Origin of the sequence: Actinoplanes cyaneus (assembly GCF_016862095.1) — a bacterium.
GTDB lineage: Bacteria > Actinomycetota > Actinomycetes > Mycobacteriales > Micromonosporaceae > Actinoplanes > Actinoplanes cyaneus.
This window is the reverse complement of sequence record NZ_BOMH01000002.1, coordinates 134260-156461: the sequence shown is the minus strand read 5'-3', so window position 1 is coordinate 156461 and position 22202 is coordinate 134260. Positions and strand designations below refer to the sequence as shown.

Here is a 22202-nt window from a genome sequence, read left to right as displayed (position 1 = left end):
GGCGAGCCGTGACACGGGCGCGAGGAGGCACGACCCATGGACCAGCACGACCTGCTGACCCGTATTCAGGAGAGCGGTCGCCTGCACGGCCGCAACGAGAGCCGCCGGGTCACCGCCACGGTGCTCGGCGTACTGAGCGAACTGCTCCCCGCCACGGCGTACCGCCGCCTGATCGTGAACCTGCCGGAGGATCTCCGGCGAGCCCTGCCGGTGCCGGAGACGAACCGGATCGTGGAGATCGTCGACTGCCGGCGTTTCCTGGCCCGGGTGGCCGACCGGCTCTACGCCGACAGCGGGGACGCGGCGTTCCTGGCGCGGGTCGTGCTGTCCGAGCTGAACGCGGGGGAGCGCGGGGTGACCCCGGCCGAGCTGGCACATCTGGTGCCGATGGATCTGCGGCCGCTGTTCCGGTCCCGGCCGCTGACCCCGTGGTCCGCCGAGGGGCGCGGCCCGGGTGTGGAGACGCTGCAGCGCGGGCGGGTCGCGGAGTCGACCGCTGGGGGCGCGTGACGGCTCCCGGGACGCCACTGGCCCGGAAGCGGCACTGCTTCGATCCCCTTGAGGTCCGGCCGGCGTCGTTCTGCGGAGAGCCGGCCGGCGGTGGTCACTCCGCGCTCAGGCGCCCGAACGCGGATCGGTGGAACACCAGCGGCCCCAGCTCGGCGCCGGAGTCCGCCGGGTGATCCACCCCGTGCAGCCGGAGAAGGACGATCGTGTGATCCCCGGCCTCCACCTCGCGGTAGATCGAGGTGTCGAAGCGGGCCAGCCCGTCGTCGATGGTGACCGCCCCCTCCTCGTTCACCGACGCCTGCACGCCGTCGAAGCGGTGCTCGACCGGCCCGGCGAGCCGGCGGCAGATCGCGCCGTGGTGCGCGGCGAGCACGGTGACCCCGAGATGCCCGGCGCGGCGCAGGTCGGGCCAGGTCTTCGAGGTGTTCGCGATGGAGAAGGACACCAGCGGCGGGTCGATGCTGACCGAGGTGAACGAGCTGGCGGCGAGCCCGACGAGCCGGCCGTCGACGGATGCGGCGACGGCGACGACGCCGCTGGGGAAGACGCCGAAGGCACGCCGCAGGTGGATCGGGTCCAGGTCCTGGTTGGTCACGAAGGCCGCGGGGCTGGTCTGCGAGATGGTCATGTTGGGGTGTCCTTTCCGACGACCGGTCCCAATCTATATCGGGCCTATAGGTTTTCGGAAGTATTGGAGACGTCACAGTGCGCATCGATCATGGTTCTTCCCGTACCCGCCGGGGCAGCCCCTAAGCCGACTGGCGGCGCACCAGGGTCGGCTCGTAGATGACCGAGCTCACCCGCCCGGCCGGATCCTCCACCCGGGCCAGCAGGAGTTTGGCGGCCTCGGCGGCCATGTCCTCCAGCGGATGACGGATCGTGGTGAGCGCCGGCCGGGCCGCCAGCGCCGCGCTGCTGTCGTCGAACCCGATCACCGCCACGTCCTCCGGCACGCGCTTCCCGGCATCCCGCAGCACCAGCAGCGCGCCCAGCGCCATCAGATCGTTCGCCACGAAGACGCCGTCCGGCTCCTCGGCCAGGAGCGCGCGCATCGCCTGCTCGCCGCTCTCCCGCGTGAAGTTCCCGGCCGCCGAGGGCACCCAGGCGTGCCCGTGCCGCGCCATCGCGCGGTGGAAGCCGGTGATCCGGTCCTGACTGGCCGGCACGTCCGCCGGGCCGGAGATCATGCTGACCCGCTGGCAGCCGCGGGCGACCAGGCACTCGGCGGCGAGCGCCGCGCCGGTCTCGTTGGCCAGGTCGACGTAGCTGATCGGGAGCGGCTCGGCGGGCCGACCGATCAGCACGGCCGGGATCCGTGCCTCGGCGAGCAGGCCGGGCAGCGGGTCACGGGCCGGGAGGGACAACACCACGGCGCCGTCCGCCTGGCCATTGCGCAGGTCCCCGACCAGGCGTCGGTGCCCCTCGGCGCCGACCATCTGCAGCGCCAGTTGCACGCCGGCCGGCCGCAGCACGCTCATCAGCCCGCCGACCACGCGCCCGAAGTAGGGATCCGCGAAGAACCGGCTCATGAACGGGTCGTCGTCATGCGTCTCAGAGTCGGAGACGACCAGGGCCACGGTGCCGCTGCGCCGGGTGACCAGGGAGCGGGCCAGCCTGTTCGGCACGTAACCGGTCTGCTCGACGGCGCTCCACACCACCTCGTGCAGCTGCGGGTCGACGTTGCGGACGCCGTTGACCACCCGGGAGACGGTGGCGCGGGAGACGCCTGCCACGCGGGCCACGTCCTCGAGCGTCGGTAGCCGCTGGCTCTGCATGCCCGTTTTTATAGCACGGAGGGGAGAGCGCTTTCCGCCCCTGCCGCGCGACGGGCGTTCCCGCTGCCGTTCGTGCGTTCCGGAACCTCAAACCATTGACGTACGCGGTCAGCCGCTCGAAGACTGGAAAGCGCTCTCCAAGCGTTCCGTCCTCCAAGCGTTGGGAGATCCCCCGTGCTCAAGAAGAAACTGCTGGCGCCCCTGGCGGCGCTCGCACTGGTCAGCGCCGCGCTGACCGTCACCCCGTCCGCCTACGCCGCCGACACGCTGCTGTCCCAGGGCAAACCGGCGCTCGCCTCGTCCACCGAGAACGGCGAGTCCCCCGCCATCGCCGCTGTCGACGGCCGCTCCGACACCCGCTGGGGCAGCCAGTGGGCCGACCCCCAGTGGCTGCGCGTCGACCTCGGCGCCACCGCCACGATCACGCAGGTCAAGCTGCAGTGGGAAGCGGCGTACGCCAAGGCGTACCAGATCCAGACCTCACCCGACGGCGCCACCTGGACCACCGTCTACAGCACCACCGCGTCGACCGGCGGCAGCCAGACGCTCGCGGTCAGTGGATCCGGTCGCTACGTCCGGTTGTACGGCACCCAGCGCGGCACCGGCTACGGCTACTCCCTGTACGAGTTCCAGGTCTACGGAACGTCGACAGTCACCCCGCCCACCGGTGACGGTCCCGGCTACGTGATGGCGAACCCGCCGGTCACCGGCGTCGTCCCGTCCACCAAGGTCCCGCCCGCCCAGAACCCGCCCGTCACCCACCGTGAGTTCCAGGCCAACTGCTCGGTCAGCCGGACCAACCTCAACGACGACCCGATCGTCTTCCCGAACCTGCCCGGCGCGTCACACTCGCACACGTTCATGGGCAACCGCACCACGAACGCGGCCAGCACCCTCGCCTCCCTGCAAGCCGGCACGACATCCTGCATCACACCGGGAGACCGCACCGGCTACTGGATGCCGACCCTGCTCAACGGCACCACCCCGGTGCAGCCGGACGGCCCGCAGGTCATCTACTACAAGAGCGGCGTGATCGACTACACCAGCGTGCGCCCGTTCCCGGCGGGACTGCGCTACGTCGTCGGCAGCCCCACCGCCACCATCGACGAATTCCGCAACAACCCGGGCGCCGTCGAAGGCTTCGAATGCGGCGACTCCACTCGCAACTGGGACATCCCGGCCACCTGCGTCGCCGGCTCCCAGCTCAACGTCCGCCTCCAGGCCCCGAGCTGCTGGGACGGCCTGCACCTGGACACTCCCGACCACAAGAGCCACATGGCGTACCCGATCGTCGGCGTCTGCCCGGCCTCGCACCCCGTCGCCGTACCCATGATCGAGTTCAAGATGGCGTGGCCGGTCAGCGGCAGCATGGCCAACGTCCACTTCTCCAGCGGGCGTGGGTACTCCTTCCACTACGACGTCTACAACGCGTGGGATCCGGCGGTGCTGGCCGCGCTCACCACGCACTGCGTCAACGGGGGGCTGCAGTGCAATCCGCGGGGCTTCGACCAGTACAAACCTGAGCGGGGGGCCGCGCTGAACGAAAACTACGAACTTCCCTGACCCCGGTTCGGGTACGCCGTGAGCGTCCCGCCCCCTCAGCCCCGCCGAAGCACCAGCACCAGCCGCCCCGGCGGGGCCACGAGCACCAACCGCCCCGGCCGCGTGGCACGAGCATCAACCGCCCTGACCGGGGGCACGAGCACCAACCGCCCCGGCCGGGGGCACGAGTACCGACGGCCCCGGCCGGGGGCGCGAGCGCCGACCGCCCGGCGGGAGCAGGAGCGCCGACCGCCCCGTCGGGGACACTAGCGCCAACCTGCCCCAGCCGGGGCACCAGCTCCGACTGCCCCGGCCGGGGTGCCAGCTCCAACTGCCCCTCCGAAACACCCATGCGATCCAGCTCGGCGTCGTCGGCTGGTGCTGGTGGGTGCTTCCCGGCCGGGAGGCACCCGTGAGGTCCAGCTGGTCGTGGTCGGCTGGTGCTGGTGGGTGTTTCCGGGTTGGGAGGCACCCGTGAGGTCCAGCTCGGCGTCGTCGGCTGGTGCTCACGGTTGTAAAGGGGCTCGGATCCAGCCGTGACCGCCAGCCGGGAGGGTTCGGCTGGTGGTCACGGCTGTGAATCGACGTCTGTGGAGCCCTCAGTGCCAGCCGAGCCGGAACGCGGCCGGATGCTGGGATCGGCGTCCACATCCCGGGCGCGCCTACCGTTGACCCGCTGCGAACTGAGCATTCGGGGTGAATCGCCCAGCCGCGCAAGCCTCACCCGGTCACGCAAGCCCGCCGCCTAGCACATGAAGGCCCCACTGCCGGGGTTGTCCACACTGGCGCTCTGTCCACAGGCCACCGGCCAAGATCGCGACCGCCGGTCATAATGGGATTGGGATCGCCCCCCTGGGAGCGGCGGGGACTGTTTTTAGGGCGGGGGACGGGGTGCGGGGAGTGCGATAACCGTTTTCTGTGGAACGGTTTAGAAATCTTCTGGCATGTTCTTCAGGGTGGCCTTGCGGGTTTCGACAATGCGGGCGGCCAGCTCCTTCGTGCGGGTTTCGGTGCCTGAGGACTGCTCGCTGACGGCCAGCTTCTGGCCCTGTTCGAGGTGTTCCCGGACGGTCGTGGTGAGCATCTCGTCGAAGGCTTTTCCGGTCAGCGCCTTGGCCGAGGCGAGCACTGCCGGTGTCACCATTCCGGGCATCGGCATGCCTTTGTGCGGGTTCTCGGCGGGCAGACCGGCTTCGTCGTGCAGCTGCCGCAGGGTGCCGAGTTCGTCGGTGGTGAACGCTTTGACCTGGGCGGACAGGTCTTTGGCCTGCGCCGAGCTGCCGTTGGCGGGGGTGAGGTCGAGCAGGGGTAGCAGCTCTTCGTCCATGGCGATGGTGATTTCGATCCAGGCGAGGTCGGTGCCGCCGAAGGCCGGGGTGGTGGGTGCGGGCGGCGCCGGCGGGGTGGGGGAGCGGCAGGCGGCGAGTCCGAGGGCGAGTCCGAGGGTGAGGGCGGCGGCGAGCGGGCGGGGATTCGCATTCACGTGCGGGAGCCTGCAGTTCCGGAACCACTGATGTCAATGGGAAGTATTGACCCTCGGCAACATGGGCGAAACAATCACCTTCGCTTGGAGAGCGCTTTCCCTGTTCCGGAACCAATCGTCCCCGTTGGGGTGTGATCATGAGTCAGCCACCCGCGCCCGCTCGGCGCAGACCTGTCGTCGCGGCAGTCCTCACGCTGCTGCTCGGTCTAGCCGCGGTCGCCGTCCCCACGGCGGCCCGTGCCGCCGACACCCTGCTCTCCCAGGGCAGACCGGCCACCGCCTCCTCGCAGGAGGGTGGTGACGTCGGCCCGGCCAACGCCTTCGACGGCAACGCCGGCACCCGCTGGTCCAGCGCGTTCGCCGACCCGCAGTGGATCAGCGTCGACCTCGGCGCCACCGCCACGATCAGCAAGGTCACGCTGCAGTGGGAGGGGGCGTACGGGAAGGCGTACCGGATCCAGACCAGTCCCGACGGGGTGAGCTGGACCGATGCCTACGCGACCACGACCGGCGCCGGCGGCACGGAGAACCTGACCGTGAGCGGCACCGGGCGGTACGTCCGGCTCTACGGCACGACCCGGAGCAGTGGCTACGGCTACTCGCTCTACGAGTTCAAGGTCTACGGCATCACCCCGCCGGCCCAGGACCCGGCCTTCACCACCGTCTGGCAGGAGAGTTTCGACGGTACGGCCGGAACCTCCCCGTCCGCGGCGAACTGGCTCACCCGCACCGGCACCCAGTACCCGGGCGGCGCCGCCAACTGGGGCACCGGCTCGGTCGAGACCGCCAGCGCGTCCACGGCGAACGTCGCCCTGGACGGCGCCGGCAAGCTGAGTATCAAGGCGATCCGTGACGGCAGCGGCAAGTGGACGTCGGGCCGCCTGGAGACCCAGCGCACCGACTTCACCCCGCAGCCGGGTGAGCTGCTGAAGTTCAGCGCGGTCCTCAAGCAGCCCGACGTCGCGAACGGCCTCGGGTACTGGCCCGGCTTCCGCGCGACCGGCGCCGCGTACCGCGGGAACTACACGAACTGGCCGCAGGTCGGCGAGACCGACATCATGACCGGCCTCAACGGCCGTGACCAGCTGGCACAGACGCTGCACTGCGGCACCGCCCCGGACGGCCCGTGCGCCGAGTACACCGGCCGGTCCTCCGGTTTCGCGTCCTGCGTCGGCTGCCAGACCGGCTACCACGAGTACTCGCAGGTCATCGACCGGACCAGGACCGACGAGGAGATCCGTTTCTACCTCGACGGCAAGCAGACCTGGGTGGTGCGGGAGTCGCAGGTCGGGGTGACCGCGTGGAACGCCGCCGTGCACCACGGCTTCTACCTGCGGCTGGACCTGGCGATCGGCGGCTCGCTGCCGAACGCGGTGGCCGGCGTGACCACCCCGGCCGCGGACACGACGAGCGGCGGCGTGCTCAGCGTCGACTCGGTGACCGTGTCCCGGCAGGCCGGCACGGCGCCGGCCGCTATGACCGACCCGGCGATCCCGGCCGGGCCGAGCGTCGTCAAGGTCACCGGTACGCAGGGCAACTGGACGCTGACCGTCAACGGCACGCCGTGGCAGGTGAAGGGGGTTACGTACGGCCCTTCGCAGGCCGCCGCGGACGGGTACCTGCGCGACCTGAAGAACATGGGCGTGAACACGATCCGGATCTGGGGGCCGGACGCGAGCACCCCGCTCCTGCTCGACACGGCGGCCCGCTTTGGCATCAGGGTGATCGTCGGGTTGTGGCTGAACCACGGCGCGGACTACGTGAACGACACCGCGTACAAGACCTCGGCCAAGGCGGACGTGCTGAACTGGGTGAACCAGCTCAAGGGCCGGCAGGGCGTGCTGCTCTGGGATGTCGGCAACGAGGTGATCCTGGAGATGCAGAACTACGGACTGTCGGCGGCCGAGGTCGAGGCACGGCGCGTCGGCTACGCGAAGTTCGTCGACGAGCTGGCCGTGGCGATCCACGCGGCGGATCCGAACCATCCGGTGACCTCGACGGACGCTTACACGTACGCCTGGACGTACTACAAGCAGTACTCGCCGGCGCTCGATCTGCTGGCCGTCAACTCGTACGGCGCGATCGACACCGTCAAGCGGGACTGGATCGCCGGCGGGTACACCAAGCCGTACATCCTCACCGAGGGCGGCCCGGCCGGCGAGTGGGAGGTGCCCAACGACGTCAACGGGGTGCCCACCGAGCCGTCCGACCTGCAGAAGCGGGCCGGTTACACGTACAGCTGGAATGCGATCAAGGGGCATGCGGGCGTGGCGCTCGGCGCGACCGAGTTCCACTACGGCTTGGAGAACGACTTCGGCGGGGTGTGGCTGAACACCACGACCGGCGGCTGGCGGCGGCTCGGCTACGCGGCGCTGCGGGAGGCGTACACCGGGCAGCCGGTGCCGAACACCGCGCCGGAGATCTCCGCGATGACCGTCGGCAACGCCACCGCGGTGCCGGCCGGCGGGACGTTCACGGTGCGGACGACCACGTCCGACCCGCAGGGCGACCCGATCCGCTACAACCTGATGGCCAGTGACAAGCACATCAACGGCAACAAGGGCCTGCGGTACCTGACCTACACCCAGACCGCTGACGGCCAATTCACGGTACGGGCGCCGGAGTCCCTCGGCGTCTGGAAGGTCTACGTCTACGCCTACGACGGCCAGGGCAACGTCGGCATCGAGCAGCGCTCGTTCCGGGTGGTCCCGCCGGTCGTCGCCGGCACGAACCTGGCCCGCGGCGGGACCGTCACCGCCTCCACCTACCAGCCGACCGGCACGAACGGGCCGCAGCTGCCGTCGTACGCGGTCGACGGCGACTACGGCACCCGCTGGGCCAGCGAGTGGGTCGACACGTCCTGGCTGCAGGTCGATCTGGGCTCGGTCCAGTCGTTCGACAGGGTGGCGCTGGCCTGGGAGGCGGCGTACGCCACGTCGTACCGGATCCAGACCTCGAACGACGGCGTCACGTGGACCGACGTCTACGCGACGACCACGGGCGACGGCGGGTTCGACACGCTGTCGATCACCGGTTCCGGGCGTTATGTCCGGGTGAACAACACCGCGAGAGCGACCTCCTACGGCTACTCGTTGTACGAGTTCGGCGTGTACCGGTCGTAGAGGAAAGGCGGATATCCTGGACAAGCCATGACAGCTGACCTGCTGGACATCCGCCGCATCTACGTCGAGCCGGCCGCCGCCGGGATGCCGCGAGGGAAAGAGATCCTCGCGCGCTTCCCGGCGGCGGAGCTCGTCGAGGTGGAGAGTCACCATCGGATCCCGGAACTCTACGGCGACGAGACGAACGTCAACCGCTGGGTGCGGATCAAACGCGAGGCGCTGGTGCTCGGCGTCAAGAAGACGCTGACCGCGCGGCCGAACGGGCGTTCCGCGGACTTCATCGCCCCGTCCACCGCGAACGGATGCGCGATGGCGTGCGCCTACTGTTACGTGCCGCGCCACAAGGGCTACAGCAACCCGATCACGGTCTTCGCCAACATCGACAAGATTTGCGCGTACGTGTCGGGGCACGTCCACCGGCAGGGGACGAAGCCGGCGCCGAACGAGTGCGATCCGGCCGCCTGGGTGTACGACATCGGTGAGAACTCCGACTGCAGCGCCGACGCCCGGATCAGCGACAACGTCCACGACCTGGTGGACCTGTTCCGGTGGCTGCCGACCGCGAAGGCGTCGTTCGCGACCAAGCACGTGAACCGTGACCTGCTGGACTGGGACCCCCAGGGGCGTACCCGGATCCGCTTCTCCCTGATGCCGCAGCGCGACGCCAAGGTTCTCGACATCCGCACCTCCCCGATCGCGGAGCGGATCGCGGCGATCGACGACTTCGTCGAGGCGGGCTACGAGGTGCACGTCAACTTCAGCCCGGTCGTGGTGCGCGACGGCTGGCTCGACGACTGGGCGGAGCTGCTCGATCAGCTCGACGCCGGGATCGGCCCGGCCGCCAGGGCGCAGCTGGCCGCCGAGGTCATCTTCCTGACCCACAACCGGGAGCTGCACGAGGTCAATCTCGGCTGGCATCCCAAAGCCGAGGAGCTGATCTGGCGTCCCGATCTCCAGCAGCCGAAACGCTCGCAGAACGGCTCGTGGAACGTCAGATACCGCACGGGGGAGAAGGGCCGTCACGTCGCCGCGCTGCTCGACCTGATCGTCACGCGGACCCCGTATCTCCACGTGCGCTACGCGTTCTGAGGTGCACACCGTCGAGCTGCTCCTCGATCAGGAGCTGGACGGCGCCGTACGCCGGCAATGGTCCTTTCTCGAAGAATGCGGACTGCCGAGCCTGGCGCGTCATCCGCACCCGACCAACCGCCCGCACCTGACCTTGGTCCGAGCGTCGTCGCTGGCCGGGCTGCCGCCGCTGACCTTGCCATTGGCGGCCGAGCTGGGGCCGGTGACGCGGCTCGGGCGGGCGCTGGTCCGGGAGGTGACCCCGACGCCGGAGCTGCGCGAGCTGCACCGGCGGATCTGGTCGGCGCTGCCGGACGCGTGGCCGCCGCCGCAGGAGTGGACCCCGCACGTCAGCCTGGCCCTGCGATTCCCGGGAACGACGATGCCCGCGATCCCGGCCGGTCCGGATTGCGGGCATTTCGTCGCGGCGAGAACCTACGACACCCTCACTCGCGAGGTGCGGGAGCTGAGCTAGGCGGTCTGCAGCTCGGCCGCCGCCACCTCCGGCTTCGGCGCGTCGGCGAACCCGCGCAGCGGCACGTGCTTGATGAACAGCGCCACGACGACGCCGGCCGCGGCCGCGATCGCGCCCCACATGAACGCCGCTCCGATCCCGCTCGTGACCGCCGCCGCGAACGCCTGCCGCACCGGCTCGGGCAGCGCCCGCAGCATCGCCGGGGTCATCCCGGCCGCCGACCCGGCGCTGGTCGCCGCGCCGCCGGTGGTCCCGGCGAGCGAGTCGAGCAGGTGGTTGGTGTAGATCGTGCTGAGCAGCGACACGCCGAGCGACCCGCCCATGTTGCGCAGGAACGTGGCCGCGCCGGTGGCGGCGCCGATCGTGGTGACCGGCGAGCTGTTCTGCGCGATCAGCATCGTGGTCTGCATCAGGCAGCCCATGCCGGCGCCGAGCACGGCCATGAACAGCCCGGTGGTGAACCGTGACGTGCCGGTGTCCATGGTGGCGAACAGTGCCAGGCCGGCGGTCATCAGCACGGTCCCGGCGATCGGCAGCGCCCGGTAGCGCCCGGTGCGGGTGATCAGCTGACCGCCGGCCAGGGAGACCACCATCGCGGAGATCATCATCGGCATGAGCAGCAGCCCGCTGTTGGTGGCCGAGGCACCCTGCACGTACTGCTGGAACTGCGGCAGCAGCGTGATGCCGCCGAACATGGCGAAGCCGACGATCAGGCTCAGCGCGCCGGCCAGGGCGAAGTTGCGGTTGGCGAAGACCGAGAGCGGCATGATCGGCTCGGCGGAGCGGCGCTCGACCACGACGAACGCGGCGAAGGCGGCGACGGTCAGCGCGAGCAGGCCGAGGATCTGCGGGGACCCCCAGGCATACTCGTTGCCGCCCCACGTGGTGATCAGCACGAGCGCGGTGATCCAGAGGCTGAGCAGGCCGGCGCCGAGCCAGTCGATGCGGGCCTTGCCGGCGCCGCGGGGCAGTTTCGCGAGGACGAACCAGCAGACGGCGAGCGCGACGACACCCAGCGGCAGGTTGACGTAGAACGCCCAGCGCCAGTTCAGGTTGTCGGTGATGAAGCCGCCGACCAGCGGGCCGCCGATCATCGCGACCGGCATGACGGCCATCATCACGCCCTGGTACTTCCCGCGCTCGCGCGGCGGGACGATGTCGGCCAGCACCGACATGACGCCGACCATCAGGCCGCCGGCGCCGAGGCCCTGCACGGCGCGGAACGCGATCAGCTCGCCCATGTTCTGCGACATGCCGCAGAGCGCCGAGCCGACCAGGAAGATCGCGATGGCGCTGAGGAAGGTGACCCGCCGGCCGAGCAGGTCGCCGAGTTTGCCCCAGATCGGGGTGGCGACGGTGGAGGCGAGCACGTAGCCGGTCGTCACCCAGGCCAGATGGTTCAGGCCGTGCAGGTCGCCGACGATCGTGGGAAGCGCGGGCGCCACGATCATGTTGTCGAGCATGGCGAGCAGCATGGCGATCACGAGACCGCTCATGGTCACCATGATCTCGCGATGGGTGAAGCGGACGGGTTGGGTCACGGCGACTTCCTTCGGTAGTCTTACTTACCGGCCGGTCAGTAGCCTACTTGCCGCACGGTAAGTTGGCAAACGAGAAAGGGTGTGTGCAGCGATGGCGGCAGGACAGCGGCGAGGCGCCGACACGAAAGCCGAGATCCGCAGGGTGGCCATCGAGCTGTTCACCGAGCGCGGTTACGAGGCCACGTCGCTGCGGGAGATCGCCGAGCGCCTGGGCATCACCAAGGCCGCGCTGTACTACCACTACAGCAGCAAGGAAAGCATCGTCCTGTCGATCTTCCAGGCGCACCTGGACGCCCTCGACGAGCTGGTCACCTGGGCCCGCGAGCAGCCGCCGAGTCCCGAGCTGCGCGCCCGGGCCGTCGACCGCATGATCGACCTGAGCGTCGGCAGCGGCATGGCCGCCATGAAGTTCGCCATGGCCAACCAGCACGTGGTCCGCGAGCTGCACCCCGGCAAGGGCGAACGGGAGAGCATGTTCGGCAAGCTGACCGAGCTGTTCGACATCCTGACCGGCCCGGACGCCCCGATCGAGGAGACGCTGCGGGTCCGGTCCGCCCTGCTCAGCGTCAACATCGTGCTGATGGCCGCCCGCGGCCTCGACGCCTCCGAGACCGCGATCACCACCGTCGCCCGCGACATCGCCCACACCCTGATCAACACCAAGAACCCATAAAACCCGATTCGCGCGTACGGCATGAGCGCGCGACCGCGTCAAAACCCCTGGCGCGACCGGGTGACCGCGTTGGTAACCTCCGCCCATGTCGATCAAGGTCACGCTGCTCGGGTCCGCGGTCTCGCACTGGGGCGAGGACCCGTGGGCGCGCGGCTCGTGGAGCCTGATCGGCCGGCACGGCTCCCCGCAGGACCGGATCGCCCTGGGCATGCCGGTGCACGACCGGCTGCGGATCGCGGGGGAGGCCACCCACCCGACCCGGGCCGGGATGACCCACGGCGCCTTCGAGCAGGGGCGGGCCGCCGCGGCCTGGGCGATCGAGCGGGGCCACACCGAGATCGTGGTGGTCGGCGCCGGGATGGCCGGGCTCGGGGCGGCGCGCCTGCTCGACGATCACTGGCTCGAGGTCGAGATCTGGGAGGCCCGGGACCGGATCGGTGGCCGCACCGCCGGCGTCGAGGTCGCCGGTGGCGCTTTCGACCTGGGCGCCAACTGGCTCCAGCAGTACGACGAGAACGTCCTGGCCCGGCTCGCCGAGCGGTTCGGCCTGCGCACGGTCGTCACCGACTTCACCGATCCGATGGTCCTCACCGGCGAGCGGTTCCCCGGCGGAATCGAGGACGACGTGCGGAAACGGCTCGCCGCGGCGGCCCCGGACGCGAGCATCGCGGACGTCCTGGACGACTGGCTGCGCGAGCCCGCACCCTGGTCGGCGGCCGAGATCCACCGGTTCGTCGACGCCGAGATCGTCATGGACACCGGCGCGCCGCTGTCCTGGCTGAGCGCGCGGCACGGCTTCGAGCCGGGAGTCGGCGAGGGCGACCGCTGGATCGCCGGCGGCTACCGGCTGCTCACCGAGCATCTCGCGAAGGGCTTGCGCATCCGGCTCGACCGGAGGGTCGACCGGATCCTGGTCGCCGACGACGGCATCCTGGTGATCAAGGACGATCCGGTGCTGGGGGAGTCGTCGAAGAGAGCCGACGCCGTCATCGTCACGGCTCCGGTCCCGGTCCTGGCGGCCGGCGCGATCGCGTTCGACCCGCCGCTGCCCGAGCCGCATCGCGCCGCCCTGTCCCGCCTCGGCGCGGGCCGGGTCGAGAAGGTCGTGCTCCGCTTCGCCGAGAGGTTCTGGCCCGAGCACGGCTACTACCGCGTCCACGGCCCGGCGGACACCTGCATCAGCGAGTGGCTCGACGCGACCGCCGCCGACGGCACCCCTACGCTGGTCGGCCTCTTCGCCGGCGACTGGCTGGACACACTCTGGACCGGCACCGACGAGCAGATCGCCGCCCGCGCCACCGAGATCTTCAGAAACGCCGTCCCGGCACCACGATGACCATTTTCGGTCACCTTCCCCCCAACCAGGCACGCTGCCGCCGGCGAGGCTTCCCGCTTCCCGCACCTTTGCCGCAGTACGGGCCAGCAGCTCTCACAACCGCACCTTCCCTGCCCCTGGCGCCGGGCCGCGGCCGAGTCCCGGCGCCGGCCCGCCCAGCGAGCTCCGGCCGGGCTGTCGCCACGCGAGCCGATCCCGCCCCAGCCTCGCCGCGCGCCCACCGCTGGCCAGCTGGTGCTCAGGGGTGCCTCAAGCCCTGGAAGCACCCCTGAGCGCCGGCCGGTCTCCGGCAGCATCGTCAGGCGGTGGCGGGGACGGTGTCGAGGAGGGGGGCGGCGATCTCGGCGGCGGGTTCGGCGAGGCGGCTGTTGAGGTCGAAGAAGAGCTCCTGGGCGGCGGCGGCCGGCCAGTCCGGGGGCAGGTGCGGGATGGGCAGGCGGGGGTCCTGGCGGATGATCTGGAGCCAGTCGGTGACCAGGTGCAGCTTCGCGGCGAGCGGATCGCCGGGGAACGCCGGGGACGCCCACCGCGACCGGAAGTCGGTGTAGCGCGCGGCGAGCGCCGGGAGGTCGTACGCGTGGGAGATCATCTCGCCGATGTCGGTGGCCGGGTCGGCCCGGGCGTGGAAGATCCGCAGGTGTGACCCGAGGTCGAGTTCGGCCAGCACGGCGGTGACGTCGGGCTGGCCCGGCGCGATCCAGAGGCCGCCCTGCACCGGCCCGAAGCCGGCCCACGCGAGCTGGGCGCGCAGGTCGTGGCGTTCGCGGCGGCGCTCGGCGGGGAGCGAGAAGGCGAGCAGGGTCCACGTCCCGTCCCAGTCGTGGTTGACCGCGCCGGTCTTCCAGAGCCGGACCGATCCGTCGCGCAGGATCCGGGTGGACCGGTCGGTCAGCCCGAAGTACATCCGCCGCCCGTGCCGTTGCCGGCGCAGCAGCCCGCGCGCGGTGAGCCGGGTCAGCGTCGAGCGGGTGGCCTCCTCGGAGATCCCGGTGCGGCGCAGGACGTCGATGACGCTGCCGGAGGAGACGCACACGCCGCGATCGAGCAGGTGGTCTCCGAGGAACGTGAGCATGAGCGACGTTGAGCGCACGAGTCGCACAGTACCGAAGATGGTGGGCAGTTTATTGACCAGCGTCACATTCACGCCTAACTTGGCGGTCATACAAACGAAATCGGCCGTGATCAATACAGAAAGCGGGCGACATGAAACTCCTCCTGTCATCCCTCGCCGCGCTCCTCCTCGTGACCACCGCAGCCTGCGGCGACGGCGGCAAGGACGGCAACGACGGCGGATCGCTCAAGATCGGCGCGATCCTCTCCCTGACCGGCAACTACGCCCCGCTCGGCAGCGAGGACAAGAAGGCCGTCGAGCTCGCCGTCCAGCAGATCAACAGCGCCGGCGGACTGCTCGGCCGGCAGATCGAGCTGCTCGTGCGCGACGACAAGAGCCAGCCCGAGCAGTCGGTGCTCAGCTTCAACGAGCTCAAGGGCAGCGACGTGGCCGCGGTGATCGGCTCGCCGTTCTCCAACTCCGCGCTCGCGACGATCCCGCAGGTCGACCGCGCCAAGATCCCCTACGTGTCGCTGACCCCGGCGGACGAGCAGGTCAACCCGATCCACCCGGACGTCTTCGTGGTCCCCGCGACCTCCGCGACCTACGCCGACCGGATCCTGCAGTACTACCAGGCGCAGGGCTACACCAAGATCGCCGTCGCGCACGACTCCCGCAGCTCCTATGCCAACGCCGGCACCAGCGGCATGAAGAGCAAGGCTTCGCAGTACGGCGTCACGCTGGTCGCCGACGAGGAGTTCCAGACGACCACCACCGAGTTCAGTGCCGTCCTCAACCACGTCAAGGCGTCCGGCGCGCAGGCGCTGACCGTCTGGTCGACCGGCGCGCCCGCGGTCGCCTTCGCCAAGCAGTACGCGACCGCCGGCGTCGGCCTGCCGCTGATGTTCACCGGCTCGCAGGCCAGCTCGTTGTGGCTCAAACCCGCCGGCCCCGCTGCTGAGGGCGTCTTCGTCGCCAGTTCGATCGCTGTCGTCGGTGACGCGCTGCCGGCCGGGCCGCAGAAGACCGCGATCGAGGAGCTGTCCAAGCCGTTCCAGGCGGCGCACGGCTATCCGCCGCCCCAGTTCGCCGCGGACGGCTACACCGGCGTGAAGCTGCTGGCCGCCGCCGTGACGAAGGCGAACAGCGCCGACCCCGCGAAGATCCGCGCCGGGTTCGAGGGCCTGACGCTGGTCACCCCGAACGGCAGATACGCCTACACCGCCACCGACCACGCCGGGCTGACCGCCGACTACATCTCGATCAACGTGGTGAAGGGCGGGCAGTTCGTCGCCACGGACTGGGCCAAGCAGAAGTTGCCGGCGTGACCGCGCTGCTCGAGGTCCGGGGCCTCACCCGCCGGTTCGGTGGGATCCACGCCCTGCGCGACGTCGGACTCGACGTGCGCGAGGGCGAGACGCACGCGGTGATCGGCCCGAACGGCGCCGGCAAGTCCACCCTGTTCAAGCTGATCGGTGGCCAGCTGGCGGCCACGGCAGGCACGATCACGTACGCCGGCCGGCGCATCGACCACCTCGCACCGCACCGCCGGGCGCGGCGGGGCATCGCCATCGCGTTCCAGGACGCCCCGGTCTTCCACGGCATGACGGTCGCCGAGAACGCCATGGTCGGCGCGCACGCGGTCACCTCCGCCGGGCCGCTGTCGGCGGTCCTGCGCCTGCCGCGTCACCGACGCGACGAGCAGGTCATCCGTACGGCGGCGGCGCACGCCCTGCGCCGCGTGGCGCTGCACGAGCTGGCCGATCAGAGCGCCGAGTCCCTGCCGCTGGGCCGGCAGCGCGCGCTGCAGGTGGCCCGTGCGCTGTGCGGGCGGCCGAGGTTGCTGCTGCTGGACGAGCCGGCGTCCGGGCTGCGTGGGCCGGAGCGGACCGCGCTCGCCGCGCTGATCGAGGACCTGCGCGGCGAGGGGATGTCGATCCTGCTGGTGGAGCACGACGTCGCGTTCGTGGCCCGGCTCGCCGACCGGGTCACCGTTCTCGACCTGGGCGCGGTGCTCGCAACCGGCACGTACCAGCAGATCCGGTCGGATCCCGCGGTGATCGCGGCGTACCTGGGCGGCCACGCGTGATCGCCGGCGTCAGTGACCTGACCGTGCGCTACGCGGCCGCGACCGCGCTCGACGGCGTGAGCCTGCACGTCGCGGACGGCGAGATGGTGGCGTTGATCGGACCGAACGGCGCGGGGAAGTCCACCCTGGTCAACGCGCTGTGCGGACTGCTGCGCCCGGCGAGCGGCACCATCGCCGTACGGGGAGATCTCGCTCTTGTCCCGGAGGGCAGGCATCTGTTCCCGTCGCTGAGCGTCGACGACAATCTGCGGCTCGGGGCGTGGCGCCGCCGCCGGCGGGACACGTCGCACATCTACGGGCTGCTGCCGGGGCTGGTGAAGCTGCGCGATCGCCCGGCCGGCCGGCTCTCCGGCGGGGAGCAGCAGATGGTCGCGCTCGGCCGCGCGCTGATGGCCCGCCCGAGCCTGCTGGTCATCGACGAGATGTCACTCGGCCTGGCCCCGAAGATCGTCGACGATCTCGCCGCCCACCTGCGGGAACGCAACACCGTGGACGGCCTCGCCGTGCTGCTGATCGAGCAGAACGCCCGGCTGGCCCTGGAGCTCTGCGCCCGCGCGTACGTGCTCGAGGCCGGACGCGTCGTCGCCGAGGGCCCGTCCGCGCAGCTCGCCAGCAGCCCCGAGGTCGCCGCCGCCTACCTGGGCCTGGAGGCGTGATGGCCGCCCTCGTCCAGTACCTGATCACCGGCATCGGGGTCGGCTGCGCGTACGCGCTGCTCGGCAGCGGCCTGGTCGTCATCTACCGGGTCACCCGGGTGGTCAACTTCGCCCAGGGCAGCTTCGCGGTGCTGGCCGCCCTGACGGTCACGACGCTGCTCGCGGCCGGCCTCCCGCACGGCCTCGCCGAGGTGTCGGCCGTGCTGCTCGCGGCGGCGATCGGGCTGCTCACCGGGCTGGTCGCGACGGGCCGGCCGGGCACGACCCCGCAGTCGGCGCTCATCGTCACGCTCGGGCTCGGCGTGTTCGCGTACGCCGTCGAGATCCTCTTCTGGGGTGATCAGCCGCGGTCGTTCCCGGGGCTGCCCGGCACCGTCGCCGGCGTCCAGAGCCACTACCTGCTGATCGCCGCCGTCACCGCCGTGGTCCTGGCCGCGACCGCGCTGCTGTTCGCCCGCACCGATCTGGGCCGCGCGCTCACCGCGACCGCCGAGGATCCCTACGCGGCCCGGGCCGTCGGGATCGACGTACGGCGCATGGGGCTGCTCGCGTTCGTGGTCGGCGGCGCGCTGGGCGGCCTCGCCGGCGTCCTGATCACCCCGGTGCAGCAGGTCACGTTCGACAGCGACGTGGCGCTCGTGGTGAACGGCTTCTCCGCGGCGATCCTCGGCAACCTGACCCGGCCCGGTCTCACGCTCGCCGGCGGGCTCTTGCTCGGTGTCGTCCAGGCGCTGGTCGGTGGCTACGGCAGCACGTCCTACCAGACCGAGGTGGCGCTGGTCCTGATGCTGGCCGTGCTGATCGTGCGGGCCGGCTCGACCCGGGCGGAGACGGCATGAGGTGGATCCCGTTCGTCCTGGCCGCCGCGGTCGTGCCGGTGTTCCTCGGGCCGGGGCAGCTCACCGTCTACGTCCTGCTCGGGCTCTCGGCCATGGCGGTCGTCGGGTTGTCGCTGCTGATGGGCTATGCCGGGCAGGTGTCGCTGGGGCAGGCGTCGTTCACCGCGATCGGCGCCTACACCGCCGGGCTCCTCGCCGTCCACGACGTCCCGCCGCTGCTCGGCCTGGTCGTGGCGCCGGTGGCGGCAGCCCTGGCCGCGGTCGTGGTCGGCGTGCCGATCCTGCGGCTGCGCGGGCATCAGCTGGCGTTCGCGACGCTCGCCCTGCAGCTCATCCTGCTGTCGGTGCTCGGCGACGCGGACTGGGCCGGCGGCGCCATCGGCCTGCAGGGGCTGCCCTACCTGTCGGTGTTCGGCTTCGAGCTGAACGAGGACCTGCACTACGCCTACCTCGTGCTGCTCGGCGTCGTGCTGACCGCTGTCGTCGCGTCGTCCCTGGTTCGCTCGCGCGCCGGCCGGGGGTTGCGCGCGCTGGCCACCGCGCCGGTCGCGGCCGAGGCCAGCGGGGTGCCGGTGGGCGCGTACCGGCTGCTGGTCTTCGCCGTCTCAGCGGCCTTCGCCGGCCTCGCCGGCGGCATCTACGCCTTCTTCGTCGGCTATCTCGCGCCGGGCTCCTTCCCGGTCCTGCTCTCCATCGAGTACGTCGTGATGGCCGTCGTCGGCGGCCTCGGCAGCATCGCCGGGGCGATCCTCGGCGCCACCCTGATCACCCTGCTCGTCCAGGCGCTGACCAGCCTCGCCACGCAGCCCGGCATGCCCGGTTACGCGCCGGGCGTCCTCTCGTACGCGGTCTACGCCGTGCTCCTGATCGTGATCGTCCTCTTCGTCCCCCGGGGTGTCGTCCCCACGCTCAGCCGGAGGTTCCGCCGTGAAACGTCTCCTGGCCGCCCTGCCCCTGTCGATCCTGCTCCTGCTCGGGCCCGTCCCGGCGCGGGCCGCTGACACGCCCGCGCCGGCGGCCCAGGCCACCCACTACACCGGCACGCTCGCCGACGGCGCCACCTGGATCGCCGACCTTCCCGCCGACTGGCACGGCACCCTGATCCTTTTCAGTCACGGCTTCGGGACGCTGACCGCCGCCGACGCGCCCGACGAGGCCACGAAGCAGGCCCTGCTGGACCGCGGGTACGGGCTCGTCGGCTCCTCCTACGACCCTGACGAGTCACTGTGGGCCCTGGAGAGCGCCGCCCGCGACCAGTTCGCCGCGCTCGCCGCCGTCGAGCGGATCGTGGGGCGCGCACGGCTCACCATCGCCTACGGAACCTCGATGGGCGGCCTGGTCAGCGCCCAGGAGGCGGAGAACGCCCGGGGCGGCCTGGACGCCGTCGTCTCCACGTGCGGCCTGCTCGGCGGGGGCATCGACCTGAACAACTACCAGCTCGACGGGGAGTACGCCCTGGCCCGCCTGCTCGCTCCGGGCGAGGACATCCCGCTGGTCGGTTACGCCTCCCCGGCCGACGGCGCGGCGGCCGCCACCCGGCTCGTGTCGCTGGCCACCACGGCCCGGGGCACCGCTGCCGGCCGTGCCCGGGTCGCGCTCGGCACCGCCCTGCTGAACATGCCGACCTGGTCGGCGACGCAGGCCACGCCGCCGACCGACGCGGAGGGGATCGCCCGGGCGCAGTTCGAGTGGTTCACCGCCGCAGCGCCGTTCATCATGCCGGCCCGCCACTTCATCGAGCTCAGCGCCGGTGGCAACGCGTCGTGGAACGCCGGCGTGGACTACGCGGCACTGCTGGCGCGATCGCCGTACCGGGAAACGGTGCTGGATCTCTATCGCGCCGCGGGCCTGGACCCGCGCGCCGACCTCGCGGACCTGACCCGGCACGCCTCGATCCGCGCCGACCGGGCCGCGGTCGCCGACCTGACCCGAAGCTCAACGCTGACCGGGCGTCTCGACGTGCCGATGCTGACCATGCACACCCTCTACGACCAGCTCGCGCCGGTCGAGTTCGAGAACCGGTACGCGCAGCAGGCCCGGACCGGCCTGCTGCGCCAGTCCTACGTGGCGCGGCGCGGCCATTGCGCGTTCACCCCCTCCGAGCAGATCGCGGCAATCCAGGCAGCGGAGCACAGAGCGGTCACCGGGCGCTGGGACGGGACCGCGACCCCGCAGAATCTTCAGCGGGCCGCCGTGGCCCTGAACCTCGGGGATTCACCGGCGTTTATCGCCTTCCGGCCTGGGCCGTTGGTCAGCCATCGTCGACTGTGGATCGAATGAACGGGCCCGGGCGGACCGGCGAACCACCGCTGACATCCCGGGTCGAGGGTGTTCACCTGCAACAATCTGGCCCTACAGTACGGCCGTGGCAACGATGGACATCAGAAACAGTGGCACCGGGTGGCTCGTGATGTGGCTCGAGCCGCTCGGCGAGGACCGCTGGCTCCGACCCGGCGAGAAGTTCCGGGTCCAGGACGACTACGACGGCGAGGAGGCGCCGTTCACCGTCGACTTCTGGGCCGACGTGGCCGACCGCGCGGCCGGCATCGAGCACGTCGCCGTCTGGATCGAGTACGGCGACTGCCACGCCACGGTCACCGACGAGACGGGCGCCGTGATCGCCTGCGGACACCAGCGGCCCACCGGGGTCGACCACGAATGGGCCGACGCGCGCGCCGCATAGCAGACTGTTCCCCATGGTTCTCGACGTCGCGGCTCTGCGGTCCCACTTCCCCTCGCTCGACCACGGTCCGGCGTTCTTCGACGGCCCGGGCGGCACGCAGACGCCGCGGCAGGTCGGCGAGGCGATCGCCGCGACGATGACCGGGCCGCTCTCCAACCGGGGCACTGTCAGCCCGTCCGAGCGGAACGCGGAGCGGGTCGTCGCCGAGTTCCGGGCCGCCTACGCCGACCTGCTCGGCGTGCCGGCGGGCGGGATCGTGCACGGGCGCAGCGCCACCCAGCTCACCTACGACTTCTCCCGGCACCTGGCCATGACGTGGCAGCCCGGTGACGAGATCGTCGTGAGCCGGCTGGACCACGACGCGAACGTGCGGCCGTGGGTCCAGGCCGCCGCGCGGGCCGGCGTCACGGTGCGCTGGATCGAGCTGGACGGCGCCTCGCTCGACCTGGACACCTACCGGCCGGGCGGGCGCACCCGGCTGGTCGCGGTCACGGCCGCCTCCAACGTCCTCGGCACGAAACCGCCGGTGCGGCAGATCGCCGACCGGGCGCACGAGGCGGGCGCGCTGCTCTTCGTCGACGGGGTGCACTACGCGGCCCACGACTTCGTCGACGTGGACGCGCTGGGGGCTGACTTCTTCGTCTGCTCGCCGTACAAGTTCTTCGGGCCGCACTGCGGGGTCCTGGCCGCGTCACCCGCGCTGCTGGAGACGCTGACCCCGGACAAGCTGCTGCCGTCGACGGACGCGGTGCCGGAGCGCTTCGAGTTCGGCACCCTGCCCTACGAGCAGCTGGCGGGCGCCACGGCCGCCGTCGACTTCCTGGCCGCGATCGCCCCGAAGCCTGCGATGGCCCCGAAGTCCGCGATGGCCCCGGAGGCCGCGGTCGCCCTGGAGCCCGCGATCGCCCCGGAGCCCGCCGCGTCCCGCCGGGACCGCCTCGCCGCCGCGTTCGCCGCCGTCCACGAGCACGAGCTGACGCTGCGCGCCCGGCTGGACGAGGGCCTGCGCGAGCTGGGTGACGCGGTCACGGTCCACTCGACGGCGCCGGAGCGCACCCCGACCACGCTGATGACGCTGGAGGGCCGCGACGCCCGGGAGGCCCAGGTCCACCTGGCCGCCCGGGGCGTTCTGGCGCCGGCCGGCTCCTTCTACGCCTACGAGCCGTTCCAGGCGCTGAAGCTGACCGACCCCGCGCTCCGGGTCGGCCTGGCCCCCTACAACACCGTGGAGGAGATCGACCGCTTCCTCGCCGGACTCACCGACTTCCTGCGCTGACCAGCCGGTCCCGGGGACGCGGGCTCGGTGGCCGGTCGCGGTCGTCGCGCGGCTCGCTCCTGTCGGCTGGTGCTGACGGTCGT

The 22202-nt window shown here is 71.3% G+C and carries 20 protein-coding genes; 15 read left to right on the top strand and 5 right to left on the bottom strand.

Going from position 1 to position 22202, the window contains the following annotated elements:
* Nucleotides 1–36: 36 nt before the first annotated feature.
* Nucleotides 37–510 carry a DUF2267 domain-containing protein gene (locus Acy02nite_RS01655; RefSeq protein WP_203737909.1) on the top strand — a complete coding sequence of 158 codons (474 nt, stop codon included), beginning with the start codon at nucleotides 37–39 and terminating at the stop codon, nucleotides 508–510.
* A 94-nt stretch (nucleotides 511–604) separates the two neighbouring features.
* On the opposite strand, the gene Acy02nite_RS01650 is transcribed toward Acy02nite_RS01655, so the two are convergent.
* Both Acy02nite_RS01650 and Acy02nite_RS01645 read right to left on the bottom strand, forming a co-directional pair.
* Nucleotides 605–1138, bottom strand: coding sequence for a flavin reductase family protein (locus Acy02nite_RS01650; protein ID WP_203737907.1), 534 nt, complete (start codon nucleotides 1136–1138; stop codon nucleotides 605–607).
* Between the two features lie 121 nt (nucleotides 1139–1259).
* A complete protein-coding gene (locus Acy02nite_RS01645) occupies nucleotides 1260–2285 on the bottom strand; it encodes a LacI family DNA-binding transcriptional regulator (RefSeq protein ID WP_203737905.1) in 1026 nt (341 codons plus the stop codon).
* Nucleotides 2286–2459: 174 nt separating this feature from the next.
* Here Acy02nite_RS01645 and Acy02nite_RS01640 point away from each other — a divergent pair, with 174 nt between their 5' ends.
* Complete coding sequence (locus Acy02nite_RS01640) at nucleotides 2460–3848, top strand: DUF1996 domain-containing protein (RefSeq protein WP_203737903.1); 1389 nt, start codon at nucleotides 2460–2462, stop codon at nucleotides 3846–3848.
* 907 nt (nucleotides 3849–4755) lie between these two features.
* On the opposite strand, the gene Acy02nite_RS01635 is transcribed toward Acy02nite_RS01640, so the two are convergent.
* Complete coding sequence (locus tag Acy02nite_RS01635) at nucleotides 4756–5310, bottom strand: DUF305 domain-containing protein (RefSeq protein WP_203737901.1); 555 nt, start codon at nucleotides 5308–5310, stop codon at nucleotides 4756–4758.
* Between the two features lie 137 nt (nucleotides 5311–5447).
* Here Acy02nite_RS01635 and Acy02nite_RS01630 point away from each other — a divergent pair, with 137 nt between their 5' ends.
* From Acy02nite_RS01630 to Acy02nite_RS01620, 3 genes are read left to right on the top strand one after another with little or no spacing between them, the layout of a single operon-like run.
* A complete protein-coding gene (locus Acy02nite_RS01630) occupies nucleotides 5448–8432 on the top strand; it encodes a discoidin domain-containing protein (protein ID WP_203737899.1) in 2985 nt (994 codons plus the stop codon).
* Between the two features lie 27 nt (nucleotides 8433–8459).
* Nucleotides 8460–9521 (top strand): spore photoproduct lyase family protein, encoded by a 1062-nt coding sequence (locus Acy02nite_RS01625; protein ID WP_203737898.1) that lies wholly within the window; start codon nucleotides 8460–8462, stop codon nucleotides 9519–9521.
* Nucleotide 9522: 1 nt separating this feature from the next.
* Nucleotides 9523–9975, top strand: coding sequence for a 2'-5' RNA ligase family protein (locus tag Acy02nite_RS01620; RefSeq protein WP_203737895.1), 453 nt, complete (start codon nucleotides 9523–9525; stop codon nucleotides 9973–9975).
* On the opposite strand, the gene Acy02nite_RS01615 is transcribed toward Acy02nite_RS01620, so the two are convergent.
* Nucleotides 9972–11516: an MDR family MFS transporter gene (locus Acy02nite_RS01615; RefSeq protein WP_425548074.1), complete on the bottom strand. Its 1545-nt coding sequence runs from the start codon at nucleotides 11514–11516 to the stop codon at nucleotides 9972–9974. The genes Acy02nite_RS01620 and Acy02nite_RS01615 overlap by 4 nt on opposite strands.
* Nucleotides 11517–11607: 91 nt before the next feature.
* Between Acy02nite_RS01615 and Acy02nite_RS01610 the strand changes: the two genes are divergently transcribed.
* Nucleotides 11608–12189 (top strand): TetR/AcrR family transcriptional regulator, encoded by a 582-nt coding sequence (locus tag Acy02nite_RS01610; protein ID WP_203737893.1) that lies wholly within the window; start codon nucleotides 11608–11610, stop codon nucleotides 12187–12189.
* 85 nt (nucleotides 12190–12274) lie between these two features.
* On the top strand, nucleotides 12275–13525 hold the full coding sequence (locus tag Acy02nite_RS01605) for a flavin monoamine oxidase family protein (protein ID WP_203737890.1): 1251 nt from the start codon (nucleotides 12275–12277) through the stop codon (nucleotides 13523–13525).
* A gap of 298 nt (nucleotides 13526–13823) precedes the next feature.
* On the opposite strand, the gene Acy02nite_RS01600 is transcribed toward Acy02nite_RS01605, so the two are convergent.
* Nucleotides 13824–14615 carry a PaaX family transcriptional regulator gene (locus Acy02nite_RS01600; RefSeq protein ID WP_239174055.1) on the bottom strand — a complete coding sequence of 264 codons (792 nt, stop codon included), beginning with the start codon at nucleotides 14613–14615 and terminating at the stop codon, nucleotides 13824–13826.
* Between the two features lie 113 nt (nucleotides 14616–14728).
* On the opposite strand from Acy02nite_RS01600, the gene Acy02nite_RS01595 reads away from it, so the two are divergent.
* The 8 genes from Acy02nite_RS01595 (at nucleotide 14729) to Acy02nite_RS01560 (ending at nucleotide 22119) form a co-directional block, all read left to right on the top strand.
* Entirely contained in the window at nucleotides 14729–15904 is a 1176-nt protein-coding gene (locus tag Acy02nite_RS01595; protein ID WP_203737881.1) for an ABC transporter substrate-binding protein, read from the top strand.
* The gene (locus Acy02nite_RS01590; protein ID WP_203737879.1) at nucleotides 15901–16665 is read left to right on the top strand and encodes an ABC transporter ATP-binding protein; all 765 of its coding nucleotides are present in this window, start codon (nucleotides 15901–15903) and stop codon (nucleotides 16663–16665) included. The genes Acy02nite_RS01595 and Acy02nite_RS01590 overlap by 4 nt, the downstream gene beginning before the upstream one ends.
* Nucleotides 16662–17321 carry an ABC transporter ATP-binding protein gene (locus tag Acy02nite_RS01585; protein WP_239174053.1) on the top strand — a complete coding sequence of 220 codons (660 nt, stop codon included), beginning with the start codon at nucleotides 16662–16664 and terminating at the stop codon, nucleotides 17319–17321. The genes Acy02nite_RS01590 and Acy02nite_RS01585 overlap by 4 nt, the downstream gene beginning before the upstream one ends.
* Nucleotides 17321–18160 carry a branched-chain amino acid ABC transporter permease gene (locus tag Acy02nite_RS01580; protein WP_203737877.1) on the top strand — a complete coding sequence of 280 codons (840 nt, stop codon included), beginning with the start codon at nucleotides 17321–17323 and terminating at the stop codon, nucleotides 18158–18160. Before Acy02nite_RS01585 ends, Acy02nite_RS01580 begins: the two co-directional genes overlap by 1 nt.
* Nucleotides 18157–19161, top strand: a complete 1005-nt coding sequence (locus tag Acy02nite_RS01575; RefSeq protein WP_203737875.1) for a branched-chain amino acid ABC transporter permease — start codon at nucleotides 18157–18159, stop codon at nucleotides 19159–19161. Before Acy02nite_RS01580 ends, Acy02nite_RS01575 begins: the two co-directional genes overlap by 4 nt.
* Entirely contained in the window at nucleotides 19088–20440 is a 1353-nt protein-coding gene (locus Acy02nite_RS01570) for a hypothetical protein (RefSeq protein ID WP_203737873.1), read from the top strand. The genes Acy02nite_RS01575 and Acy02nite_RS01570 overlap by 74 nt, the downstream gene beginning before the upstream one ends.
* A gap of 85 nt (nucleotides 20441–20525) precedes the next feature.
* On the top strand, nucleotides 20526–20843 hold the full coding sequence (locus Acy02nite_RS01565) for a hypothetical protein (RefSeq protein WP_203737871.1): 318 nt from the start codon (nucleotides 20526–20528) through the stop codon (nucleotides 20841–20843).
* Between the two features lie 13 nt (nucleotides 20844–20856).
* Nucleotides 20857–22119, top strand: a complete 1263-nt coding sequence (locus tag Acy02nite_RS01560; RefSeq protein WP_203737869.1) for a cysteine desulfurase-like protein — start codon at nucleotides 20857–20859, stop codon at nucleotides 22117–22119.
* Nucleotides 22120–22202 lie beyond the last annotated feature (83 nt).